Raw genomic sequence first — 23,453 nt, 5'->3', positions numbered from 1 at the left:
ACAGGCTCTCCGCTCAGGGCGTGGTGCTGGTCGGGGCAGCCTGATCGTCGGCCGAGCGCAGTTCGGGCACCAGGATGTTGATGTAGGCGGTGGAGCGCATCTGGCGCAGGTAATCGTCGTAAACCTGCTCGGACTTGCGGTTGCCGATGGCCTGCCGTGCTTCGTTGCGTGCCGTCTCGTCGGTGACATCGCTCTGCCGGGTTCCCAGACGCTCGATGATGTGCCAGCCGGCTTCGGTCTGGAACGGCTGGGAGACTTGGTTGTCCTTCAGCGCATCGAGCTGCTGCGCCACGCTCGAACCCCAGTCCTGCTGCTTGAACCAGCCCATGTCGCCGCCGGCATTGGCGGTGGTGGGATCGGCCGAATCCTTTTTCGCGATGGCGGCAAAGTCCTGGTGCTTGTTGACGATGCGGTTATAGATGTCCTGTGCCTTCTGCTGCGCCTGTTCCGGGCTGATCAGTTCGCTCGGCTTGATCAGGATCTGGCGCGCGTGATATTCGGTGACCACCTGACGGCTGGGCTCGCGCTGGCCGATCAGCTTGATGATGTTGAAGCCGGTCGGGCCGCGCAGCGCCGGGCTCACGTCGCCGGGCTTCATGGCCGCAATGGTGTCGACGAAAGCGGGCGGGATGGCGTCCATGCGGCGCCAGCCGAGGTCGCCGCCTTCCAGCGCATCGGAGGCATCGGAAAAACGGATGGCTGCGGCGTTGAAATCCATGCCGCCTTTGAGCGCGGCCACCGCCTGTTCGGCCTTGGCCTGCGTCGCCTGGATCGCGGTCGCATCGGCGCCGCTGGGCGTGCTGATCTGGATGTGCGCCAGATGCACTTCGCCGGCCTTGTAGGTGGGGCTCTCGAGGAGATTGGTGACTTCGCTGTCGGTCACCGATACGGAATCCTGGATCACGCTCTGGTGCAGTCGCTGAATGGTGATCTGGTCGGCCAGTTGCTGGCGGAACGCCGCGAAGCTGCCGCCGTCGTGCTCCACCGCCGCGCGCAGCTGGTCGGGCGTCATCTTGTTCTGCTGGGCCACGCCGTTGACCGCCTGATCGACGTCGGCGTCGGAGACGTGGATACCCTGATCGTCCGCTTTCTGAAGCTGCAGCCGGTTCAGGATCAGGCGATCGAGCACCTGCTTCTGCAGCACGTCCGGCGGCGGCAGCTGGCCGGGCTGGCTGGCGTACTGCTGCTGGACCGAACGCGTGGCCTCGTTCAACTCGCTTTGCAGGATCACGTCGTCATTGACCACAGCCACGATGCGATCGATCGGCTGATTGGCCGATGCCGCGGCGCCCGGCAACAGCTGGGCGTGCACGGGGAGCGCCGTCGCGAGCGCCAGCAGGAAAAGTGCAGAAAATTGCTTCATCGGTGAAAAGCCTGGGTCGTCACGGTTGCTGACAACATGGGTGGATACAAGAGAAGAACAGCCAATTACTGATAGCCGAGAATATCACGGCGCAAGGTGGGATCGATTTGACCGCCGGTCGAACCCAGTCCCTTGAACACCACTTCGAACATGATGGCGTTGTCGCGAAGATTGGTATTGCTGGCGGTCGGCACCGCCACGGTGCCGTAGTAGGTCTGGTTGACGTAGTTGCGATCGACCAGCCTCAGCGTGACGCAGCAGCTGTCGTACTCGATGCCCGCCAGGGCCTCCACCGTTCCCGTCGCCGTATTTTCCAGACCCTTGATCGGCTCCTCATAGCTCCATGACCCGATCAGGCGCCAATAAGCGGATATCGGATAAACCGCCGAGACGCTGTATTGATCCAGCAGCCCGCGTCGATAGTGGTAGGAAAAATTCAATATGCCGTCGTTGCCCAGGCGATGCTGCAACTCGAAGGCGGCCATGTCGGTTTGATGGGTATTCGGGCTCCACTGGTACGCCGTATTGACACGCCAGCGGTCGTTTAGTTGCATGTCGATCTGCGCAACGTAATCGGAGCCGTTGAAATTGGTGGCTGCCGGAACGGTATTGTCTCCGTACGGGATCTGCACGCGTTGCGGGGTGAAATACCGGATTTGTCCGAAGCTGGCCGAAAATTTCTCCGCGCCGTTTTCGTCGAGCAGACGGGTGGTCAGCGCGCCGGTGAGGTTGTTCGCGTTCATCTGGCGATCGTCGCCGGCAAACTGGTTGGGCGTGAAGAGCTGGTAATAGTCGAACGACGTCAGCGACGTATCGAACAGCGGCAGGTTGTCCTGATTGCGGTACGGCACGTAGAGGTAGTAGGCCCGCGGCTCCAGCGTCTGGGTGTAACTGTCGCCGAAGAACGACACGCTGCGATCGAAGACCAGGCCGCTGTCGAGGCTGACGATCGGCAGCGCGCGGCTCGGCGACTTGTCCGTGAACGGTGACGTTGCACCGGTGCTCAACAGGCCCGAATAACCGTAATTCTGATAATCGCCGCTGAGATCGTAACCGGTGTAGCGATAGGCCACTTTCGGCCGCACGAACCAGGCCGAATTACCGAAGTCGGCCTGGATGTAGGGATACAGATCGAGACGCTCGCCTTCGACGAAGTTCGCCTTGTGGAAGTCGTCGAATTCGTTGTTCGCGCCGAATTCCAGCCAGCGCGAGATCGGCACATTCAGGTTGAGTGTCGCGTATGGCAGCTTGTCGTACGGATTCACCGCGTCGGTCGCGAACGGGTTGGTGTTTTGATAAACCAATCCGCCGAACGAGGCATTCCACCAGGTGCCGCCGCCGACGATGGCCGCGTTCGACGCCAGGGTATAGATCACCGTGCTCGACAAGGCGTTGCCGAAGTCATACAGATACGCGCTGTCCGACGCATGATTGTACGAGCCCACGAAGCTCCAGTTGTCCCACAGGTGGGTGGTGTCGCTGTAGTCGATCAGGTAACGCGACTGGCCGTTGGTATTGGTCGTGCCGTCGCTGGTGCCGCTGTCGTTGGGTACGTACTCGACGTTGAGCTGGCCATTGCTGGCATGGCTGCCGGGCAGCAGATAGCGAAACTCGCCCGCCAGCATCGGTCCGCGCGAACTGTAGTAGCGCGGATCCAGCGTGGCGTCATAGTTCGGCGCGAGGTTGAAATAGTACGGCGTGCTGATCTCGAAGCCCGAACGGCTGGTGTTTCCCAGCTTCGGGTCGAGAAAGCCGCTCTTGCGCCGATGATCGATCGGAAAAGTGAAGTAAGGCAGATAAATAAACGGAAAATTGCCGACGCGCATGGTCGCATTGCGCGCGGTGCCGACACCGTTGACCTTGTCCATCGTGATTGACTTGCCGCGGAACTCCCAGATGTGGTGCCCGACGTCGCAGGTCGAGTACGTCGCCATCGAGTAGCGTGTGTGCATGTCGTCGAACATCTGGCCTTGCTTGGCCACGCCGTTGCCGCGCTCGTCGAGCATTTGGTAGTGCACGTTGTCGGCGATGCCGCGGCTGTCGTTGGTGTTACCGCGCATGTGGCTGCCGGCGATCAGCTGGCTGGCCTCCTGATAGCGCACGTTACCGCGCGCGTCGTAGTCGGTGGTGTCGTCGTGGTAATCGATCGTGTCCGCCTGCAGCTTCTGGTCGGCACGCTGCAGCATCACATTGCCTTCCAGGTGGTAGACGGTCTGATTGGAGCTGTCGACCCGATCGGACTTCACGTAGGTTTTGCTGATGTTGCGTAGCGACGGATCCTTGCCCAGCGTCGGATCGTAGAAATCCAGCAGCGCATTGGGCCGGCATATGGCGTAGTTGTAGGGGCGCGGCGCGCAGTGAAAGGTGCCCAATGGGCACACCGTCTCCGACCCGTCCAGCGACGTTTGAGGACGAGGCTGACCCTTGGCCTCGGCTTGGTTACCGATCAGGGCGAGTGCGGCGGCGACGGCCAGGAGGCGGCGCGGAGGTAGCTTATGCGTCACGGGCAAAGTCTGTCGGCTTCGAAGGCTCGTTAAGCTAACAGAAAGACCGCGTGTACGGCAGGCATACCTCGAGCGGCCGCGGTCGGATTCAGCTTGGTGAGGCCCGAGCCGGCCCGGGAGCCGACGGGGCCGCTGGTTTGCTGCGCCGTCCTGGTCGAATGCCCTGCCCGGGCAGCGGGTCAATGTCGACGTGGCGATCAGTCCATCAACGCCCCGACATGCGCCGAGGCGCTGGCCGCCAGCGCAGCCAGGTCGTAGCCGCCTTCCAGCGTGGACACCAGCCGGCCGTCGGCGTGTCGGCGGGCGAGGGCCACCAGCTGCTCGGTAATCCACACATAGTCGTCCTGGCCGAGCCGGATATCGGCCAGGGGATCGCTGCGGTGCGCGTCGAAGCCGGCCGACACCAGTATCAGCTGCGGCTTGAACGCGTTCAGCCGCGGCAGCAGCAGGTCGTTCCAGAGCTCGCGAAATTCGCGCGAGCCGTCGCCGGCCGACAGCGTGCCGTTGACGATGTTGCCGACACCTTGCTCGCTCTCGAAGCCGGTGCCCGGGTAAAGCGGCGACTGGTGACTGGAAACGAACAGCACGCGCTTGTCCGCTTCGAAAATGGCCTGGGTGCCGTTGCCGTGGTGTACGTCGAAATCGGCGACGGCGACACGCTTTAGGCCGTGCGCCGAGATCGCGTGCGCGGCGGCGACGGCAACGCTGTTGAACAGGCAAAAGCCCATTGCCTGATCGCGGGTGGCGTGGTGGCCGGGCGGACGCACGGCGCAGAAGGCGCGCTGCCCGTGATTTCCGCTCATCACGGCATCCACCGCGGCAACGACCGCGCCGGCGGCCCGCAGCGCGGCGTCCAGCGAGCCGGGCGACATCACCGTGTCTTCGTCGAGCCGGTGTGCGCCTTCCCGTGGCGCGTCGGCGAAGATGCGGTCCACGTACTCGGCGCTGTGCGCGCGCAGCAGCTGTTCGCGCGTGGCCAGCGGCGCTTCGATGCGGTCGAGCGCGGCGTAGCGGTCCATATCTAGAGCGTGCAGCACGGCCGACAGTCGCGCCGGACGCTCGGCGTGACCGGCACCCGGATCGTGCATCAGGCAGTCGGCGTGGGTGTAGAGCTGGAGCATGGCGTGGTGCTCGTCGGTCTTTGGGTCGGTCAGTTCGCGGCGGCGGGTTTGCGGCGGCGCTCGTGCTGCCACAGCACCTCGCCATGGCCGCTGGCGCGCGCCAGCACGCGGCAGAGCACAAACAGCAGATCGGACAGCCGGTTGAGATAGCGCGACGCCTGCGGACGAACGTCTTCGACGTGCGACAACGCCACCACATCGCGCTCGGCGCGCCGACACACGGTGCGCGCCAGATGGCAGGTGGCCGCGGCCATGCCGCCGCCGGGCAGGATGAAATCCTTCAGCGCCGGCAAGGGCTCATTGAAAGCGTCCAATACTGTTTCCAGCCGGTCGATATCGGCATCGTCGATCATCGCCATGCCGGGGATGCACAACTCGCCGCCGAGGTCGAACAGCTCGTGCTGCACCTGCGTCAGCGTCTCGCGCACCGCGTCGTCGACGCCTTCGCAGGCCAGCACCACGCCGATCGTGCTGTTGAGTTCGTCCACCGTGCCGTATGCGGTGACGCGCAGGGAATCTTTCGGCACGCGCGAGCCGTCGCCCAGGCCCGTGCTGCCGTCGTCGCCCGTGCGGGTGTATATCTTGGAAAGGCGGTTGCCCACGTCAGTGCAGCTGTGCGCCGCGCTGGCGCATGCGCGACAGCTGAACCGCCAGTACATGCATCACGGCGCCCAGGCCAACCCACACGGCGGTGGTTTCAAGGAACGGCAGATACCAGTCGCCGAGGTTTTCCAGCCAGCCGCTGAAGTTGCGCGCCGCCGCGGGCACGCTGGCGCTCAGCCAGAAGAAGCTGCCGTTGGAAATCAGGTAGCACACCGACACGCTGACCAGCAGCGCGACGGCGGCCGTCCCCAGCGTGGCAAGGCTCAGGCCGCGCTGATATTTGGCTACAACGCTGCCGCCCAGCCACAGGCTGAAATACGACGGGATCAGGAACCAGTAAGCCACCGACACGCAGTAGTGGCTCCAGAAATCCATGCCCTGATTCGTGATGACGACGTAGTCGACCAGCACCGCCTCGATCATCAGCAGAGGAAACGCCCAGCGCGCCGAACCGCGCAGCCAGACGCCGGCCAGGAAAAACACGCCCCACGACGCGTCCGGCAGTGCGTCAAAGTGATGCAGGAAAGAGTGATGAATGCGGGTAACCGCCATCACCAGGGCAAGGGCGAGCAAAATGCCCAGGCGTTGGGTCTGCGTCTTGGCCATGCGTTGCTCCGTGGCATCGTTTTATAGGGTCGAGTTAGGCCGATAGTCTAGCCCACCGGCCGCGATCCGGTCCGGTCGAACGGGTATCATCGGCGAATGAATGCCACCCAGTCTTCTTCTTGCAGCCGGAACAGCGTGCTGATCATCGGCGGCGGACTGGTCGGCGCCAGTCTGGCCATTGCGCTGGATGCGGCGGGCGTTGCCGCCACTCTGGTCGAGGCCGCGGCGCCGCGCATCGATGCGCAGCCCAGCTATGACGAGCGCAATCTCGCGCTGGCCCGCGCCACCGTCAACGGGCTCGACGCCATCGGCGTGTGGCGACACGCCGCGGCGCGCGCCACCCCGATCGAGCACATCCACGTCAGCCGCTCCGGCGAATTCGGCAGTGCGCGCATCGACGCGCATCGGCAGGGTGTCGACGCGCTGGGTTGGACCTTGCCTGCGCGCGAACTCGGCGCTGCGCTGCTGCGCAGGCTGGACGAGTGCACACGGCTCACGCGACTGGCGCCGGCCAGCCTCGTGGCGCTGGAGCCGATAGCCGATGGCTGGCGTGCCGACATCAAAACGGCTGACGGCGTACAGCGCGTCGATACGTCGTTGCTGGTCGGTGCCGACGGTACGGAATCCTTCGTACGCACCCGCTTGGGCATCGACGCCGAGCGGCACGATTATGAGCAGACGCTGTTCGTCTGCACCATCACGCCCGAGCGTGAGCACCGCAACCGCGCGTACGAACGTTTTGCCGACAGCGGCCCGGTGGCTCTGCTGCCGCTGGCCGAGCGCCGTTGCGGGCTGGTGGTGACCGTACCGGCGGCGGAGGCCGATGCCATCTCGGCGCTCGATGACGCTGGCTTTGCCGCCTTCGCGCAGCAGCGCTTCGGCTGGCGGTTAGGCCGGCTCAGCCGGCCGGGCAAGCGCCATCCGTATGCGATTCGCGCGCTGGCGGCACAAGCGCTGACCGCACCACGCGCTGTGCTGGTGGGCAATGCCGCGCAGACCGTGCATCCGATCGGCGCGCAGGGATTCAACCTCGGCTTGCGCGATGCGCTGACCCTCGCCGAGCTGGCGGCCGCTGCGGCTGATCCCGGCGCGGCGGATGTGCTGGCTCGTTACGCCGCACGCCGCGCGCCGGATCGCGAAGGCACGATCGCGATGAGCCATAGCCTGGTGCGTCTGGCCTGCCTGCCGCAGCCGCTGATCGCGCCGCTGCGCTCGCTGGCGCTGCTGGCATTCGACCGCCTGCCGCCGCTGCGCGATGCCATGGCCAGGCGCGGCATGGGCTTTCGCGGCGAGCCGCCGCTCGCGGTGCTGGAGCAGATGCCATGAGTGCATCGGTGCAGGATCTTTCAACCCGTCGCCGTCCGCCGACACTCGATGTGGCCGTGGTGGGTGGCGGCATGGTTGGCGCGGCCGCTGCGCTGACCCTGGCTCGCGCGGGTTTTGCCACAGCGCTGTTGGAGGCGCGTGCGCCAGCGCTTTGGCAGGTGCAGAACGAGGTCGATCTGCGCGTGGTCGGCCTCGCGGCATCGTCGATCAAGCTCCTCGACGATATGGACGTCTGGACTTCTATTCGAAAAGCGCGTGCCTGTGCGTATGCGCACATGCACGTATGGGATGCCGAGAGCGGGGCGTCGATTTCCTTCGACGCGGCCCGCGAAGGTCGCCAGCAGCTCGGTTACATCGTCGAAAACGCTCTGGTGCAGTGGGCGCTGTGGCAGGCCTTGGAATCCGCCGGCGTCCGTCGGCTCTGCCCTGCCCAGGTGCAGGCCTTCGAGGCGCGCGGGGATCGTATCCAGCTCGAACTCGCCGATGGCGAAGCGCTCAGCGCGGGTCTGGTGGTTGCCGCCGACGGCGCATCTTCGCCGCTGCGCCAACTGGCAGGCATCGCCACGCGCGGTCGCGACTATGGACAAAGCGCCGTGGTCGCGCACCTGCAGACCGAACGGCCGCACGAAAATACCGCGTGGCAGCGCTTTCTGCCGACCGGCCCGCTGGCCCTGCTGCCGCTTGCCGACGGCCGCAGCTCGCTGGTGTGGTCGCTGCCGGAAGATGAAGCGCGGCGCGTGCTGGCGCTGGACGACGACGCTTTTCTCGGCGAACTGGGTATCGCCAGCGATTTTCGACTGGGCCGTATCATCAAAACGTCCGCCCGCGCTGCTTTCCCGCTGAAGCTTCAGCTGGCCCGGAGCTATCAGGCCGAACGGTTCGTGCTGCTAGGCGATGCGGCGCACGCCGTGCATCCGCTGGCGGGGCAGGGCGTAAATCTTGGTCTGCGCGACGTCGCCGAGCTGCGCGACACGCTCGTCGCCGCCCGTAAGGCCGGTCGGGATATCGGCGCCCAACACGTGCTGCAGCAATACGCGCGCCGCCGACGCAGCGCCGATACGCTCGATGCACTCGGTCTTGACGCGCTGGCACGTATCTATGCGTGGCGGTCGACGCCGCTGGTGGCTGCTCGGGGGTTAGGCGTTCGGCTGCTGGACACCCTTTCGCCCATCAAACGTCATATTGCCGATCACGCAGCAGGAATCTGATCCGCGCTTGGCGCATCGCTCAAGCGCCGTTTTGAAGCGACATATTTTCCATCAACGCACCGAGGATTTCGTCATGCGACTCGTTCGACTTTGCTGCGCGCTCGTCCTTTGCACCGTCGCCATGGCGACTCAGGCCAAGATGGTCAACAAGCCGGTTGAGTGGACCCAAGACGGCACCCGCTTCCACAGCGTGCTGGTGTATGACGATGCGGTCAAAGCCAAGCGTCCGGGCCTCGTGATGGTGCCGAACTGGTACGGCATCAACGACATGGCGGTGCAAAAGGCCGAGATGATTGCCGGCAAGGATTACGTGATCCTGCTCACCGACATGTACGGCGCGAATGTGCGTCCCACGCAGGGCAACGCTGATCAGGCGATGGCCGCGGTCAAGCCGCTGTACGGCAATCGCGAACTCATGCGCAAGCGCATCAACGAAGCGCTGGCGCAGTTGAAGGCACAGGCCGGCAGTGCGCCGATCGATCTGAATAATCTGGCCGCCATCGGTTTCTGCTTTGGCGGTTCGGCCGTGCTCGACCTGGCGCGCAGCGGCGCCGATGTCAAAGCGGTCGTCTCGTTCCACGGCGGCCTGACGACTGACAATCCCGCGCTGGGCAAAAACATCAAGGCACGCGTGCTGGCGATGAACGGTGCGGATGATAAGAGCACGATGCCCGATGCCGACAAGTTCATGGACGAGATGCGCGGCAGCCCGGCCGACTGGCAGTTTGTGGTGATTGGCCACGCTGTGCATTGCTTCACCGAGAAAGGCGAGAATTCCGCCGGCTGCCGCTACGACGAAAAAGTGGCGCAGCGCAGCTACCGCCTGATGCACGACTGGCTGCGCGAATCGTTCGCCAACCAGCCCTAACGTTTACTCCATCGACCATTCGGTCGACTCTTCGGAAACATTGATGAAAGCCAGCAAGGGTGCAGTAAGGGTCGAAGATCGCGCAGCGGTATTGCACGCGCTGCAGAACGCCAAGATGGCGGCGTCGGCGCACGCGTACGTGCGCGGCGCCACCGTGCGGTTTTATCAGTGGCTGGAGGCGAACCACAGCTGGTCGATTCCGCAGGGGCCCGCGGTCTGGATCTGCGGCGACTGCCATCTCGGCAATCTCGGCCCGCTGGCCGATACCGAAGGCCGTGTGCAGGTACAGATTCGCGACCTCGATCAGACGGTGATCGGCAATCCCGCGCACGATCTGATCCGCCTCGGCCTGTCGCTGGCCACCGCGGCGCGCGGCTCGGACCTGCCGGGCATCACCACGGTGCGCATGATCGAGACCTTGATGGAAGGTTACGAATCGGCGTTCCCCGAGAACGACGAGCCGCATCCGGAAAAACCGCAGGCGGTGAAGCTGGTGATGAAAAAGGCCATGAAGCGCACCTGGAAGCAGCTGGCGCGCGAACGCATCGACGATCCCTCGCCGCAGATTCCGCTGGGCAAGCGCTTCTGGCCGCTCGCAAAAAACGAGCGCAAGGCGATCGAAGAGCTATTCAGTACCCCGGCGCTGGACGAATTGGTCACGCAGATCAACCACCGCGCCGACGGTTCGCGCATCAAGGTGCTCGACGCGGCTTACTGGCGCAAGGGCTGCAGCTCGCTCGGCAAACTCCGCTATGCAGTGCTGCTCGACGTCGATGGTGGCAACGTCAATGGTGACGATCTGTGCCTGATCGATATCAAGCAAGCCAACAAGGCTGCTGCACCGCATGCGGCGCGCGCCGTCATGCCGCGCGACCAGGCACGGCGCGTGGTGGAAGGCGCGCGGCATCTGTCACCGGCGCTCGGCGATCGCATGCGCAGCGCCACGCTGCTGGACATCCCAGTCATCATTCGAGAGCTGCTGCCGCAGGACTTGAAGCTGGAGATCGAGCATCTGGACGAGGAGGAGGCCATCAAGGCCGCACGCTTCCTCGCCAGCGTGGTCGGTCACGCGCACTGCCGTCAGATGGATGCCAAAACCCGCCGCGCCTGGCGCAAGGAGCTGCAGCGCAACCGCTCCAAGACCCTCGATGCGCCCTCGTGGCTATGGTCCAGCGTGGTCGATCTGGTCGCCGAACACGAGCGCGGATACCTGGAGCATTGCCGCAAGTATGTGTTGCTGGATCAGGGGTGATGGAGAGCGGGGAACGGGGACGTGCGAGTTCGCGGCAGACGGATAGGCTGCGCCTGAGTTGCCTACCCGATTTTTTCGCCATTCGTCTGCACTGCATGAGCGAAGAACGTGATCGTGCAACGCTTTACCGTTCCCCGTTCCCCGTTCCCCGTTCCTCGTTCCCCGCAACCTCAGCTCTTGCGTTCTACCGCATAAGCCGCCAATGCCAGCAGCGCATCGCGATGTGCTGAATCCGGTAGCACCTGCAGCGCGGCGCCGGCCGCATCGGAATGAAAGACGGCGCGCTGATGCGTGCGTTCCAGCGCACCGGAGTCGCGGATGGCGGCGATGATGCGGTCCAGCGAATCCAGGCCGCCGTGTTCGATGGCATGGCGCAACGATTGCGCCTGCTCGGGGGTGGATTTTTCCAGCGCGTAGATGACCGGCAGCGTGGGCTTGCCTTCGGCCAGGTCGTCGCCGATGTTTTTGCCCAAGGTGTCGGCATCGGAGACGTAGTCGAGCAGGTCGTCGGCGATCTGGAAGGCGTAGCCGAGCTGCATGCCGTACTCGCGCAGCGCGGCGATCTGTTTTTCCGGCAGGCCGCCGAGAATGCCGCCCAGTTCGGTGGCGGCGGCGAACAGCACCGCGGTCTTGCGTTCGATCACGGCCAGGTAGGCGGCCTCGTCGACGTCGGCATTGCCGATGTTCAGCAGCTGCAGCACCTCGCCTTCGGCGATGGTGTTGGTGGTGTCGGCCAGGATGCGCATGATCCGCATGTCGTCCAGCTCCACCATCAGCTGGAACGAGCGCGAGTACAGAAAATCGCCGACCAGCACGCTGGCGGCATTGCCCCACAGCGCGTTGGCGGTCTTGCGGCCGCGGCGCAGGTCCGATTCGTCGACTACGTCGTCGTGCAGCAGGGTCGAGGTGTGGATGAACTCGATGATCGCCGCCAGCTTGGTGTGCTGATCGCCGCGGTAGCCGGAGGCACCGGCGGCCAGCACGTGCAACATCGGGCGCAAGCGTTTGCCGCCGCTGGCGATGATGTGGTCGGCAATCTGGTTAATCAGCACCACGTCGGACGACAAACGCTGGCGGATCAGCGCGTCGACGCGCTGCATGTCGGCAGCGGCGAGAGCACGCACTTGGGAGAAGTCGGCGGGGCGGCTGGCGTCGGCTGGCATCGAGTTCATGAAGGCTTCAAATCGGCGTGTGCGTCGATTATAGGGTGCGACAGGTAATTACGCCGAGACACGACGCCGCGCGCACCGGCGAGCCCCGCCCAGCAGGCTCTTGCGAAAAACTTTACGGCTTGTTTACGCCCCGGCGCCGAATCGATACCCCTTTCTTATGCGCCAATTCCTACAGTGCGCTCCTTACTTTACCGAGCCTGCGCCGATGGATTTCGTCTACCTGCTGCTGCTGATCGTGCTGTGCGCAGCCACCCTGGGTCTGTTGCTGATCTGCGACCGACTCAGTCCGCGCAAGTAATCGTGAACGGGACAAACCCCGCCGAAACGCCTCCGCCGTTGCCTCGATCGACACGGCTTCTTCAGCAACGTTACTGAGTTCCCTCTCATGAATGTCCTCTATGTCCTCGCCGGGCTGATCGCTGTGGCGCTGACCGGCTACCTCTGCGTAGCTCTTCTCAAGCCGGAGTGGTTCGAATGACCACGAATGACTTCGTCCAGATCGGGTTTTTCCTGGTCATCCTGCTGCTGCTGGTCAAGCCGCTGGGCGGCTACATGGCCAGCGTGTTTTCCGACACCCCCAATCGCCTCACGCGTTTCGGCGGCGGTGCGGAGCGGCTGATCTATCGACTTTGCGGCATTCGCCAGGACGAAGACATGGGCTGGAAGCGCTATGCGCTGGCCGTGCTGGTGTTCAATGTCCTCGGCCTGCTGGTGGTCTATGCGCTGCAGCGCCTGCAGCAGTGGCTGCCGCTCAACCCGCAGCACTTTGCCGCCGTGTCGCCCGACTCGGCGCTCAACACGGCGATCAGTTTTGCCAGCAATACCAACTGGCAGGGCTACGGCGGCGAGTCGACGATGAGCTACTTCACCCAGATGCTCGGACTGGCGGTGCAGAATTTCCTCTCGGCCGCCACGGGTATCGCGGTGCTGATTGCGATCATCCGCGGCTTCAGCCGGCGCAGCGCGTTGGGCCTGGGCAATTTCTGGGTCGACATGACGCGCAGCACGCTTTACATCCTGATGCCGCTGTCGCTGGTCCTGACGCTGCTGCTGGTGTCGCAGGGCGTGGTGCAGAACTTCAAGTCCTACGTCGACGTGCCGGTGGTGCAGACCACGACGGTTAGCGAACCGGTGCTGGATGCTTCCGGCGCGGCGGTGAAAGACAAGGCCGGCAACCCGGTAATGAAGCCGACTGAAGTCTCGACGCAAACCCTGCCGATGGGCCCGGCCGCCTCGCAGATCGCGATCAAGCAGCTCGGTACCAACGGCGGCGGCTTCTTCAACGTCAACTCGGCGCATCCGTATGAGAACCCCACACCTTTCAGCAATTTCCTCGAGCTGCTGTCGATCCTGCTGATTCCCGCCGCGCTCTGCTATACCTTCGGCGAGCTGGTGAAGGACAAGCGCCAGGGCTGGGCACTGCTGGCGGTGATGCTGGTGATCTTTGTGCCGCTGCTGATCGCCTGCACGGTGGCCGAGCAGGCGGGTAATCCCGCGTTCAACGCGCTGCATGTCGACCAGACGGCCTCCGCGCTGCAGGCCGGCGGCAATATGGAAGGCAAGGAGACGCGCTTCGGTATCGTCAATTCCACCCTGTGGGCGACGGCGACCACCGCGGCGTCGAACGGCTCGGTCAATGCGATGCATGACTCGTTCACGCCGTTGGGCGGGTTGATTCCGATGTGGCTGATGCAGTTGGGCGAGGTGATCTTCGGCGGCGTCGGCTGTGGGTTGTACGGCATGCTCGCCTTCGCGGTGGTCGCCGTGTTCATTGCCGGACTGATGGTCGGCCGTACGCCGGAATACCTCGGCAAGAAGATCGAAGCCTACGAGATGAAAATGGCCAGCCTCGCCGTGCTGCTGCCGTGCGCCCTGGTGGTGATCGGCACGGCGATCGCGGTGATGGTGCCGGCCGGCTTTGCCGGTGTGGCCAACCCCGGCGCGCACGGCTTCACCGAAATGCTTTATGCGGTGAGTTCGGCCTCCAACAACAACGGCAGCGCGTTTGGTGGTTTGTCGGCCAACACGCCGTTCTGGAACGTGCTGCTGGGCATCTGCATGTTCCTCGCGCGGTTCCCGCTGATCATCGCGATGCTGGCGATGGCCGGCGCGCTGGCGGCCAAGCGTCATGTGCCCGCCACGGCCGGCACCTTGCCGACGCATACGCCGCTGTTCGTCACGCTGCTGGCTTGCGTGGTGATCGTGATCGGCGCGCTGACCTTTCTGCCGGCGCTGGCCCTGGGGCCGATCGCCGAATACCTGATGTCCGCCCACTGATGCACTCGCCATCGATCTTATCGGGACACTGATTGCATGACTTCGCATACTGAAACGATGGGCAATGCGCCCGTCAGCAACTTCAACCGCGCGCTGGTGATTGCCGCGCTCGGAGATTCATTCCGCAAGCTGTCGCCGCGGCTGCAGTTCCGCAACCCGGTGATGTTCGTGGTGTTCGTTTGCAGCGTGCTGACCACCCTGCTGTGGGTGCAGGCGCTGGCCGGTCACGGCGAGGCGCCGACGGCCTTCATCTTCTGGGTCAGCCTGTGGCTGTGGTTCACCCTGCTGTTTGCCAACTTTGCCGAAGCGCTGGCCGAAGGTCGCGGCAAGGCCCAGGCCGACGCGCTGCGCAGTTCGCGCAAGGACGTGATCGCCAACAAGCTGGCCAGCGCCGATCGCAACGCTGCGATCACGATGACGCCATCGAGCGAACTGCGCACCGGCAACTTTGTGCTGGTGATGGCGGGCGATCAGATTCCCGGCGACGGTGAAGTAGTGGTTGGCGCGGCCAGCGTCGACGAAAGCGCGATCACCGGCGAGTCTGCGCCGGTGATCCGCGAATCCGGCGGCGACCGCAGCGCCGTCACCGGCGGCACCAAGGTGCTGTCCGACTGGGTGGTGGTGCGCATCACCAGTAACCCGGGCGAGAGCTTTCTCGATCGCATGATCGCGATGGTGGAAGGTTCCAAGCGTCGCAAGACGCCGAACGAAATCGCGCTGACGATTCTGCTGGCCAAGTTCACCCTGATCTTTCTGCTTGCGTGCTCCACGCTGCTGCCGTATTCGATCTACAGCGTGAAAGTGGCCGGCGCCGGCAATCCGATCACGCTGACCGTGCTGATCGCGCTGCTGGTGTGCCTGATTCCCACCACCATTGGCGCGCTGCTGTCGGCCATCGGCATCGCCGGCATGGACCGGATGATCCGCGCCAATGTCATCGCCACCTCCGGTCGCGCCGTGGAGGCGGCCGGGGACGTCGACGTGCTGCTGCTGGACAAGACCGGCACCATCACGCTGGGCAACCGTCAGGCCGTGCAGTTTCATCCGGCGCCTGGCATTGCCGATCACGTGGTGGCCGAAGCCGCGCAGCTGGCTTCGCTGGCGGACGAAACGCCGGAAGGCCGCAGCGTGATCGTGCTGGCCAAGGAGAAGCATGGTCTGAGCGAGCCGCAGCTGGCCGAGGGTGAAGCGCAGTTCGTGCCGTTCACCGCGCAGACGCGTATGAGCGGCGTCGATATCGGCTCGCGCCAGATCCGCAAAGGTGCGCTGGACGCGGTCGAGCGTCATCTGGAAGCACAGAGCAGCCACCTGCCGCCGCTGGTCAAGCGCATGGCCGAGGACATCGCCCGTCGCGGTGCCACGCCGCTGATCGTCACCGAAGGCGCGCGCGCGCTCGGCGTGATCGAGCTGAAGGACATCGTCAAGGTCGGCATCAAGGAGCGCTTCGCCGAGATGCGCAAGATGGGCATCAAAACCATCATGATCACCGGCGACAATCCGCTCACGGCCGCGGCCATCGCGGCCGAAGCCGGCGTCGATGATTTCCTCGCCGAAGCCACGCCGGAAGCGAAGCTGAAGCTGATCCGCGACATGCAGGCCGAAAACCGCCTGGTCGCGATGTGCGGCGACGGCACCAACGATGCTCCCGCGCTGGCGCAGGCCGACGTGGCGGTGGCGATGAACACCGGTACGCAGGCGGCGAAAGAAGCCGGCAACATGGTCGACCTGGATTCGAACCCGACCAAGCTGATCGAAGTGGTGGCCATCGGCAAGCAGATGCTGATCACCCGCGGCGCGCTGACCACGTTCTCGATCTCCAACGATATCGCCAAGTATTTCGCGATCATTCCGGCGGCATTTGCCACCACGTATCCCGCGCTCAACGCGCTGAACGTGATGCATCTGGCCACGCCACAGAGCGCGATTCTGTCGGCGGTGATCTTCAACGCGCTGATCATCATTTTTCTGATCCCGCTGGCGCTGAAGGGCGTGAAATATCGCGCGCTGGGCGCAGGCGCGCTGCTGCGGCGCAATCTGCTGGTCTACGGCCTGGGCGGCATCGTGGTGCCTTTCATCGGCATCAAGATCATCGACATGCTGCTCGTCGTTTGCGGATTCGCCTGAGCATAGCTGGCCTGATGCATTTTCACCGTCATGCCTGAGTTGACATGACGACTTACTTCTCTCTGGAGTCTGTCGATGCAAACCCTGAAGCTTTCTGTCTCGCTACCCGACGCAACCCATCCCGATATGGAGCTGCGCCTGTCGGCCAATGATTCGGACTGCGAAGTCGTTATCGCCTTGCCCGCGGGCACACGCGTCGACCTGGCCAAGCCAGCGGTCGTCAGCGTCAACCCGCTGAGCGCGGTCAACGACGAATACGAGCTCGGCGGTTACGCCGGCATCTGATCAAAAGAATTACCGCGACACACTTCACCACTCACTTATTTCACCTATTTCACCACCAGTCTGGTCCGGCACGGACCGCAGTTGCAGGGGCTTTGACTTTTATGCAGTACAAAAAACTTCTTTCCGGCGCGATTCTCGTGGCGATGATGCCGGTCGGTCAGGCGATGGCCACGGTCAACGCCTCGTCCGACGCGGCGCTCAACTCCGATTCGCAGTCGGCCATGTCCGCTCCGGCGACGGCCAAGGTATCGAGCGGCGATTGTTCGGTCGGCTTTTTGAGCCGTTTTGCGGCGGCCTATCGCGAAGACGCGGAGCCGGCCGATCCGAACGCGCCTGCCACGCCGCGTCGTGCCATGCCGGCGCCGCTGGACTCGCCGCCTTTTCCCAACTCCGAATGGCAGCTGGGCGGCGTCGACGCGCCGATCGGTGTGCCGGATACGAACTCGCAGTATCCGCTGGAAAAAGCGCTGTCCTGCACGGCCTTCGGGCAGTGGATGAAAAACAACCGCATCGAGGTGTTCGGCTGGATCAATCCGTCGGCCAACGCCAGTACCTCCAACACGAGCAACTATCCGCTGTCGTACGCCACGCGGCCGAACCGATTGGAGTTCAACCAGTGGGTGCTGAATATCGAGCGCGTGCCCGACACGGTGCAGACCGATCATGTCGACTGGGGCTTCGACATCTCCAACCTGTACGGTTACGACTACCACTTCACCACCATGAAGGGCGTTTTCAGCAATCAGCTGTTGAACAATCCGGCCGGCGCCAACGAACCGCTGACGGGGAAGATCTACGGTGACGACCCGATGCTTTTTTACTACGACCTGTATATCCCTTCGGTCGCGCAGGGCATGGAGATACGTTTCGGCCGCTGGCTGTCGCTGCCGGATATCGAAGCACAGTTTTCGCCGCAGAACTATCTGGTCACGCACTCGATTCTGTACACCGTCGATCCCTACACCCAGATGGGTGTGATGACGACGACCAAGCTCAATAACCAGTGGACGGTGCAGCTTGGCGTCAACGGCAGCAACGATACGGCAATCTGGAATTCGGCTGCGCGGCCGTCGCTGCAGGCCTGCGTACGCTGGGTTTCCAAAAGCAACGACGACATGCTTTACCCCTGCGTCAATAATTTCAACGAGTCGGACTACAACTACAACAACGTGCAGATGTACGTGATGACCTGGGGCCATCGCTTCAGTCAGAGCTTCCATATGCTCACCGAGTCCTACTACATGTACGGCCGCAACGTGCCCGGCTTCGGCCCGGGCGAAACGCCGGGAATCACGGGATCCTCGCCGCTGCCGGGCAAGGCGGGCGAATACGGCATCGTCAATTATCTGAACTTCGAACTGAGCCCGAGCAACATGCTGTCGTTCCGCAACGAGTTCTACAACGACCAGAAGGGTCAGCGCACCGGTTTCGCCACTCGCTACACCAGCCACACGGTAGGCGTCACTCATTGGGTGTCACAGGACCTGGAGATTCGTCCGGAGCTTCGCTACGAGCACTCCTACGATCTTCCGGCCTATGACGAAGGCAAGAAGAGCAGCCAGACCGTGGCGCTGCTCGACGCCATCATTCACTACTGAGAAACATTATGGGCAAATTACTGCGTCAATCCATTGTCATGCTGCTGCTGATGACGGTTATTACCGGCATTGCTTATCCGCTGCTCGCCACCGGCTTGGCGCAGGTGATATTTCCCGGGCAGGCCAACGGCAGCCTGATCGAGAAGAACGGCAAACCGGTCGGCTCCGCGTTGATTGGTCAATCGTTCACCGATGCCAGGTACTTCTGGGGTCGTCCATCGGCCACGTCGCCGAACCCGAATAATTCGGCGTCGTCGAGCGGTTCGAACACCGGCCCGAGCAATCCGGCGCTGATCGACACGATCAAACAGCGCATCGACGCGTTGCACGCGGTCGATCCCGGCAACACGGCGCCGGTGCCGGTGGACTTGATCACCGCCTCGGGCAGCGGCCTCGATCCGGAAATCTCGCCGGCAGCGGCACAGTATCAAGTGTCGCGTGTGGCGCAGGCGCGCAAGCTCAGCGTGTCGCAGGTGCAGGCGCTCGTCGCCGAGTACACCAGCGGTCGCACGCTGGGCATCCTCGGCGAGCCGCGGGTCAACGTGCTCAAGCTCAACCTGGCGCTCGACGCGCCGCACGGCAGCTGACGCATCGAGTCGTTGAATGGGCGGTGGCACGCGTTTGTCGGGCCGCCGTCGCGAGGCGAGACCATCCGGCGTTGTCGCGGTGGCTTGCCGCGTTTTTTTGAGCCTTTCGCCGTCCTCGTTTTATCCGGCGCACGCTGGCATGCTTGATACTGAAGATGTGCGGACACCCCGACGTTCGAGGGGTGTTCTAACCGGAGTGGCACCGCATGAACGAATCCTCCCGTGACGCTCGTGCCGATGCGCTGCTCAATACCGCGCAGCAGGAGCAGGGCAGCCGGCTGAAGATTTTTCTCGGCGCCGCGCCCGGCGTCGGCAAAACCTACGCCATGCTTTCCGCCGCGCGTGAGCTGAAGCGGCAGGGCGTCGACGTGGTGGTCGGCCTGGTGGAAACGCACGGCCGCGCCGAAACGGCGGCTCTGCTCGAAGGCATGGAGGTGTTGCCGCGTCGGGCCGTGCGCTACGAATCGTTCAACGGCGGCGACCGCGAGTTCAGCGAGTTCGATCTGGACGCCGCGCTGGCGCGCAAGCCGGCCGTGCTGCTGGTCGACGAGCTGGCCCATCGCAACCTGCCCGGCGGCCGGCACGAGCGCCGCTGGCAGGATATCGCCGAGCTGATCGACGCCGACATCGAGGTCTACACCGCGCTCAACGTGCAGCACCTGGAAAGCCTCAACGATCAGGTGCAGCGCATCACCGGCATCACCGTGCGCGAAACCGTGCCCGATGCCTTTCTCGATCACGCGCGCGACATCGTGCTGATCGATCTGCCGCCGCGCGAGCTGATCGCGCGGTTGAAGCAGGGCAAGGTCTACGTGCCGGAGACGGCGGCCGCCGCGCTCAATGCGTTCTTCTCACCCACCAACCTCGCCGCGCTGCGCGAGCTGGCCCTGAGCACCATCGCCGATCACGTCGACAGCGATCTGCGCGAGCACATGCTGGCGCGCGGCAGCGCCATGACCGTGCGGCGTCGGGTGCTCGCGGCCATCGATGGCCATGCACAAAGCGATTACCTCGTCCGTGTGGCGCGGCGCATCGCCGAACGTCGCGGCGCGCCGTGGAGCGTGGCCTACGTCGATACGGGTGCTCGGCTTGATCCCGCAAGACGCGAGCAGCGGGACGCGGCGATGCGGCTCGCGCGTCGGCTCGGTGGCGAAACCATCATCCTGCGCGGCCATTCGATCGCGGACGAGTTGCTCGCCCATGCCGATCGCGAGGGCGTGGGCCAGATCATTCTCGGCCGTACACGCGAACGTCCGATCGCGCGCATGCTGGGTCGTTCGCTGACCCAGATGCTATTGCGTCGCGGCGCGCATATGGAGCTGACGATCATCGCCACGCCGGCCGAACGGGCCAAGGCACGCCGACGCCTGAAGCTGCCGCGCGATCGCGGCAGCCGCAGCGAATATGTCTACGCGACGCTGGCCACCTTCGTGGCATTCGGGCTTTCGTTCATTGCCGATCGCTATCTTTCGGTTGCCAATCTGTCGTTGATTTTTCTCACTGCCGTGCTGGTGGTGGCGGTTCGTACCCGCATGACGGTAGCCGTCTATACGGCTATCTTGTGTTTTCTTGGCTACAACTTCTTCTTTGCGCCACCGCGTTATACGCTGGAAATCGCCAATTTCGACGATGTGCTGGCCGTTACGCTGTTCCTGGTGGCCGCGCTGGTCTGCAGCCGTCTGGCCACGCGTCTGGCCAGTCAGGTGGAGTCACTGCGCGCCTCGCATGCGCAGACCCGCGCATTGCTGTCTCTGGGTCAGCAGCTGAGTACCAGTACCGATGCCGGCGGCATCCGCGATGCGGGCAGCAAGGGACTGGCTCAGGCGCTGCATTGCGACGCCTCGATGCTTGCGCGTGACGCCGACCAGGTACTGCGTGTCGTGGCCAGTGCACCGCGGGAGTACGCGCTGACCGCGCAGGATATGGCCGCGTCCGACTGGAGCGATCATCACGGCGAACAGGCCGGCCGTTTTACCGACACCTTGAATGCGGCGCCGTGCTGGATCCTGCCGCTGGGCACCGAGGCACGCCCGCTCGGCGTAGCGGCTCTGCGTTTTGATCCGAAGGAGGGCGAACCCGACGCCGACCGCCGCAGCCTGGCGCTGGCGATGGCGCAGGACATCGGTCAGGCGCTGGAGCGCGCGCGGCTGTCTGACGAGCTGGAGGGTGCGCGCGTGCAGGGCGAAACCGAGCGCCTGCGTAATGCGCTGCTGTCGTCCGTTTCGCACGATCTGCGCTCGCCGCTGGCCTCGATGATCGGCGCCGCCGGCACGCTGATAAGCTATGAGGCCAAGCTGCCGCAGGCCGAACGCACCGAGCTGCTGCAATCGATTCTCGGCGAAGGTCAGCGGCTGGATCGTTACATCCAGAATCTGCTCGACATGACCCGGCTTGGCCATGGCACGCTCAAGCTCAGCCGCGACTGGACCGACAGCAGCGAGATCATCGCGGCCGCTATCACGCGCCTGCGCAAGCTGTTTCCCGATCTGCGCGTGGAAACAGTGACGCCGCACGAGCCCATCCTGCTGTACGTGCACCCGGCGCTCATAGAGCAGGCGCTGTTCAACATTCTGGAGAACGCGGCGCGCTTCTCGCCGGCCGATGAAGCCGTGCGCGTCACCGTGCAGACGAAGGACGAACGCCTGCTGATCGACGTCAGTGACCGCGGCCCCGGTATTCCCGAGGCCGAGCGCGCGCAGATCTTCGATATGTTTTATTCCGTGTCGCGCGGCGATCGCGCACCGCAGGGCACCGGCCTTGGACTGGCGATTTGCCGCGGCATGATCGGCGCGCACGGCGGCAGCGTCGAGGCCTTGCCAGGCGATGGTATCGGCACCACCATCCGTATCAGCCTGCCGCTGCCGGCGCCGCCGGGTTCGGAGCCGTGACGCTGGCTCGCCAGTGGATTCGCGCGAAATGCTTTGCCATGACCTTATGACGATCAATCTGCCATGACCTCGGCTTCTCCACGCATTCTTGTGATCGACGACGAGGCGCAGATCCGGCGCTTCCTCGATATCGGCCTGCGCGCGGAAGGTTACGAGGTGTTTCTCGCGGCCAACGCGGCGGAAGGGCTGGCGCTGGCGGTGACGCAGTCGCCCGATCTGGTGATTCTCGATATTGGCCTGCCCGATCGCGAGGGACACGACGTGCTGGCCGAGCTGCGTCAGTGGACGCAGGTGCCGGTGATGATGCTGACCGTGCGCGATGCGGAAAAGGAAAAAGTGCGCGCGCTCGATGCCGGTGCCAACGATTATGTGACGAAGCCCTTCGGCATTCAGGAGCTGATGGCGCGACTGCGCGTGCTGCTACGCAGTCGCCCCGGAGAGCCTGCGACCCAACAGCGTTACGACGACGGCCATCTCATCATCGACCTGGCGCGGCGCGAAGTGCATCTGAACGGTGCGCTGCTATCGCTGACGCGCAAGGAATACGCCGTGCTCGCGCTGCTGCTGCGCCATGCCGGCCGCGTCGTCACGCAGCAACAGCTGCTGCGCGAACTGTGGGGCGCTACCCACGTGCAGGACACTCACTACCTGCGCATCGTGCTGGGCAAGCTGCGCCAGAAACTCGGCGACGATGCCGCCGCCCCGCGCTGGCTGAAAACCGAACCCGGAGTCGGCTATCGCTTTCTCGGCGTCGGCTGAGCAACGTCGCAGATGGCGTGGGTTGGGCTGAGCGCACGCGACCCCCAACATGTTGGCGCCGCGATGTTGGGATCCGCTAATGCTCATCCCAACCTACCAATGCCTGAGACACTTACTCTTTGGGCGGCGCCACCGACGCGCCGTTGATGCCGTGTCTGGCAAGCGCATCGGCCACGAAGCCTGAGGCTTTCATCTCTTCGACGAATTGCCGCAAAAACAGCGCGGCCTCGTCGCCGCGGCTCTTGGGCGTACCCATCGCTTGCTGGATCACCATGAATCGCTCGGGCAACAAATGCAGTCCAGGTTCTCCGGCGGCCTGCTGCTCCAGCTGCTGCTTGACGCCGGCGGCGACCTCGAGCTGTTGCTCGAGAAATGTCCTGACGACGGCCGGTGAACTCGGGGCGCGGACGATCTGCGCATGCTTGAGTTCACGGCTCAGAAAAAGATCGTAGGCGCTGCCCTGTCCAACGACTACACGATGCTCCGGTCGATCGACGTCGGCGTTGGTTTTTATGGGGGACGTTTCGCGGACCAGATAAAAGCCCTCGATCAGTACATAGGCCGCGGTGAACGCGATGCTCGCACCGCGTGCTGGATCGATGGCGAAGAAACCGACGTCGGCGTTCTCTTCGGCCACTGCCTGTACCGACTTGCCTGCCGTGTCGAACGCAATCAGTTCGACGTCGACACCCAGACGTCGCCCCATTTCCATCGCGAGGTCGATGGAAACGCCGCGTAGTCTTCCCGTGACCGGATCGGTGCCGGCAAGGATGGGATTGCCCAGATTGATCGAGGCGCGTAGGCGGTGATGAGGCGCAAGGCTTGCCCTGGTCGTGCTGTCTGGCTTCATGGCTTTATCCGAATACGCGGTTCGCGGGCTGCGAGCTTATGCTGTCGGCGCTTTATAAGGCC

20 protein-coding genes are annotated in these 23,453 nt (G+C 64.0%); 13 read left to right on the top strand and 7 right to left on the bottom strand.

Features of this window, described 5'->3' with window-relative positions:
• Positions 1-13: 13 nt before the first annotated feature.
• From HDE76_RS11325 to HDE76_RS11305, 5 genes are all read right to left on the bottom strand, one after another.
• Positions 14-1,363, bottom strand: a complete 1,350-nt coding sequence (locus HDE76_RS11325; protein ID WP_184507495.1) for a peptidylprolyl isomerase — start codon at positions 1,361-1,363, stop codon at positions 14-16.
• Positions 1,364-1,428: 65 nt separating this feature from the next.
• Positions 1,429-3,867: an LPS assembly protein LptD gene (gene lptD, locus HDE76_RS11320; protein WP_184507492.1), complete on the bottom strand. Its 2,439-nt coding sequence runs from the start codon at positions 3,865-3,867 to the stop codon at positions 1,429-1,431.
• Between the two features lie 197 nt (positions 3,868-4,064).
• Entirely contained in the window at positions 4,065-4,988 is a 924-nt protein-coding gene (locus HDE76_RS11315; protein WP_184507784.1) for a histone deacetylase family protein, read from the bottom strand.
• Between the two features lie 29 nt (positions 4,989-5,017).
• Entirely contained in the window at positions 5,018-5,590 is a 573-nt protein-coding gene (locus HDE76_RS11310) for a cob(I)yrinic acid a,c-diamide adenosyltransferase (protein ID WP_184507489.1), read from the bottom strand.
• Between the two features lies 1 nt (position 5,591).
• The gene (locus tag HDE76_RS11305; protein ID WP_179477794.1) at positions 5,592-6,197 is read right to left on the bottom strand and encodes a hypothetical protein; all 606 of its coding nucleotides are present in this window, start codon (positions 6,195-6,197) and stop codon (positions 5,592-5,594) included.
• Between the two features lie 96 nt (positions 6,198-6,293).
• Between HDE76_RS11305 and ubiH the strand changes: the two genes are divergently transcribed.
• The 4 genes from ubiH to HDE76_RS11285 all read left to right on the top strand — a co-directional run bounded on the left by ubiH (position 6,294) and on the right by HDE76_RS11285 (position 10,851).
• Complete coding sequence (ubiH, locus tag HDE76_RS11300; protein ID WP_184507487.1) at positions 6,294-7,523, top strand: 2-octaprenyl-6-methoxyphenyl hydroxylase; 1,230 nt, start codon at positions 6,294-6,296, stop codon at positions 7,521-7,523.
• Entirely contained in the window at positions 7,520-8,731 is a 1,212-nt protein-coding gene (locus HDE76_RS11295) for a UbiH/UbiF/VisC/COQ6 family ubiquinone biosynthesis hydroxylase (protein ID WP_184507484.1), read from the top strand. The genes ubiH and HDE76_RS11295 overlap by 4 nt, the downstream gene beginning before the upstream one ends.
• A gap of 73 nt (positions 8,732-8,804) precedes the next feature.
• Positions 8,805-9,599 carry a dienelactone hydrolase family protein gene (locus HDE76_RS11290; RefSeq protein ID WP_184507481.1) on the top strand — a complete coding sequence of 265 codons (795 nt, stop codon included), beginning with the start codon at positions 8,805-8,807 and terminating at the stop codon, positions 9,597-9,599.
• Between the two features lie 43 nt (positions 9,600-9,642).
• The gene (locus HDE76_RS11285; protein WP_184507478.1) at positions 9,643-10,851 is read left to right on the top strand and encodes a DUF2252 family protein; all 1,209 of its coding nucleotides are present in this window, start codon (positions 9,643-9,645) and stop codon (positions 10,849-10,851) included.
• A gap of 170 nt (positions 10,852-11,021) precedes the next feature.
• Here HDE76_RS11285 and HDE76_RS11280 read toward each other — a convergent pair whose 3' ends face one another.
• The gene (locus HDE76_RS11280) at positions 11,022-12,023 is read right to left on the bottom strand and encodes a polyprenyl synthetase family protein (RefSeq protein ID WP_184507476.1); all 1,002 of its coding nucleotides are present in this window, start codon (positions 12,021-12,023) and stop codon (positions 11,022-11,024) included.
• 157 nt (positions 12,024-12,180) lie between these two features.
• Here HDE76_RS11280 and HDE76_RS11275 point away from each other — a divergent pair, with 157 nt between their 5' ends.
• From HDE76_RS11275 to HDE76_RS11235, 9 genes are all read left to right on the top strand, one after another.
• Positions 12,181-12,321: a hypothetical protein gene (locus HDE76_RS11275; protein ID WP_184507473.1), complete on the top strand. Its 141-nt coding sequence runs from the start codon at positions 12,181-12,183 to the stop codon at positions 12,319-12,321.
• Between the two features lie 87 nt (positions 12,322-12,408).
• Positions 12,409-12,501, top strand: a complete 93-nt coding sequence (gene kdpF / locus HDE76_RS11270) for a K(+)-transporting ATPase subunit F (protein WP_179477788.1) — start codon at positions 12,409-12,411, stop codon at positions 12,499-12,501.
• Entirely contained in the window at positions 12,498-14,300 is a 1,803-nt protein-coding gene (gene kdpA, locus HDE76_RS11265) for a potassium-transporting ATPase subunit KdpA (protein ID WP_184507470.1), read from the top strand. Before kdpF ends, kdpA begins: the two co-directional genes overlap by 4 nt.
• 36 nt (positions 14,301-14,336) lie before the next feature.
• On the top strand, positions 14,337-16,424 hold the full coding sequence (gene kdpB, locus HDE76_RS11260) for a potassium-transporting ATPase subunit KdpB (RefSeq protein ID WP_184507467.1): 2,088 nt from the start codon (positions 14,337-14,339) through the stop codon (positions 16,422-16,424).
• A gap of 75 nt (positions 16,425-16,499) precedes the next feature.
• Positions 16,500-16,709, top strand: coding sequence for a hypothetical protein (locus HDE76_RS11255; protein ID WP_179477785.1), 210 nt, complete (start codon positions 16,500-16,502; stop codon positions 16,707-16,709).
• Positions 16,710-16,810: 101 nt separating this feature from the next.
• Positions 16,811-18,307 (top strand): outer membrane beta-barrel protein, encoded by a 1,497-nt coding sequence (locus HDE76_RS11250; protein ID WP_184507464.1) that lies wholly within the window; start codon positions 16,811-16,813, stop codon positions 18,305-18,307.
• A gap of 8 nt (positions 18,308-18,315) precedes the next feature.
• Complete coding sequence (gene kdpC, locus HDE76_RS11245; RefSeq protein ID WP_221262386.1) at positions 18,316-18,894, top strand: potassium-transporting ATPase subunit KdpC; 579 nt, start codon at positions 18,316-18,318, stop codon at positions 18,892-18,894.
• A 206-nt stretch (positions 18,895-19,100) separates the two neighbouring features.
• Positions 19,101-21,782, top strand: a complete 2,682-nt coding sequence (locus HDE76_RS11240) for a sensor histidine kinase KdpD (protein ID WP_184507461.1) — start codon at positions 19,101-19,103, stop codon at positions 21,780-21,782.
• A gap of 63 nt (positions 21,783-21,845) precedes the next feature.
• Complete coding sequence (locus HDE76_RS11235) at positions 21,846-22,541, top strand: response regulator transcription factor (protein ID WP_179477781.1); 696 nt, start codon at positions 21,846-21,848, stop codon at positions 22,539-22,541.
• A 112-nt stretch (positions 22,542-22,653) separates the two neighbouring features.
• Here HDE76_RS11235 and HDE76_RS11230 read toward each other — a convergent pair whose 3' ends face one another.
• A complete protein-coding gene (locus HDE76_RS11230) occupies positions 22,654-23,391 on the bottom strand; it encodes an ABC transporter substrate-binding protein (RefSeq protein ID WP_184507458.1) in 738 nt (245 codons plus the stop codon).
• Positions 23,392-23,453: the final 62 nt, after the last annotated feature.

Origin of the sequence: Rhodanobacter sp. ANJX3 (assembly GCF_014200755.1) — a bacterium.
In the GTDB taxonomy this organism is placed as follows: Bacteria; Pseudomonadota; Gammaproteobacteria; order Xanthomonadales; family Rhodanobacteraceae; genus Rhodanobacter.
This window is presented reverse-complemented; position numbering and strand designations above follow the sequence as displayed.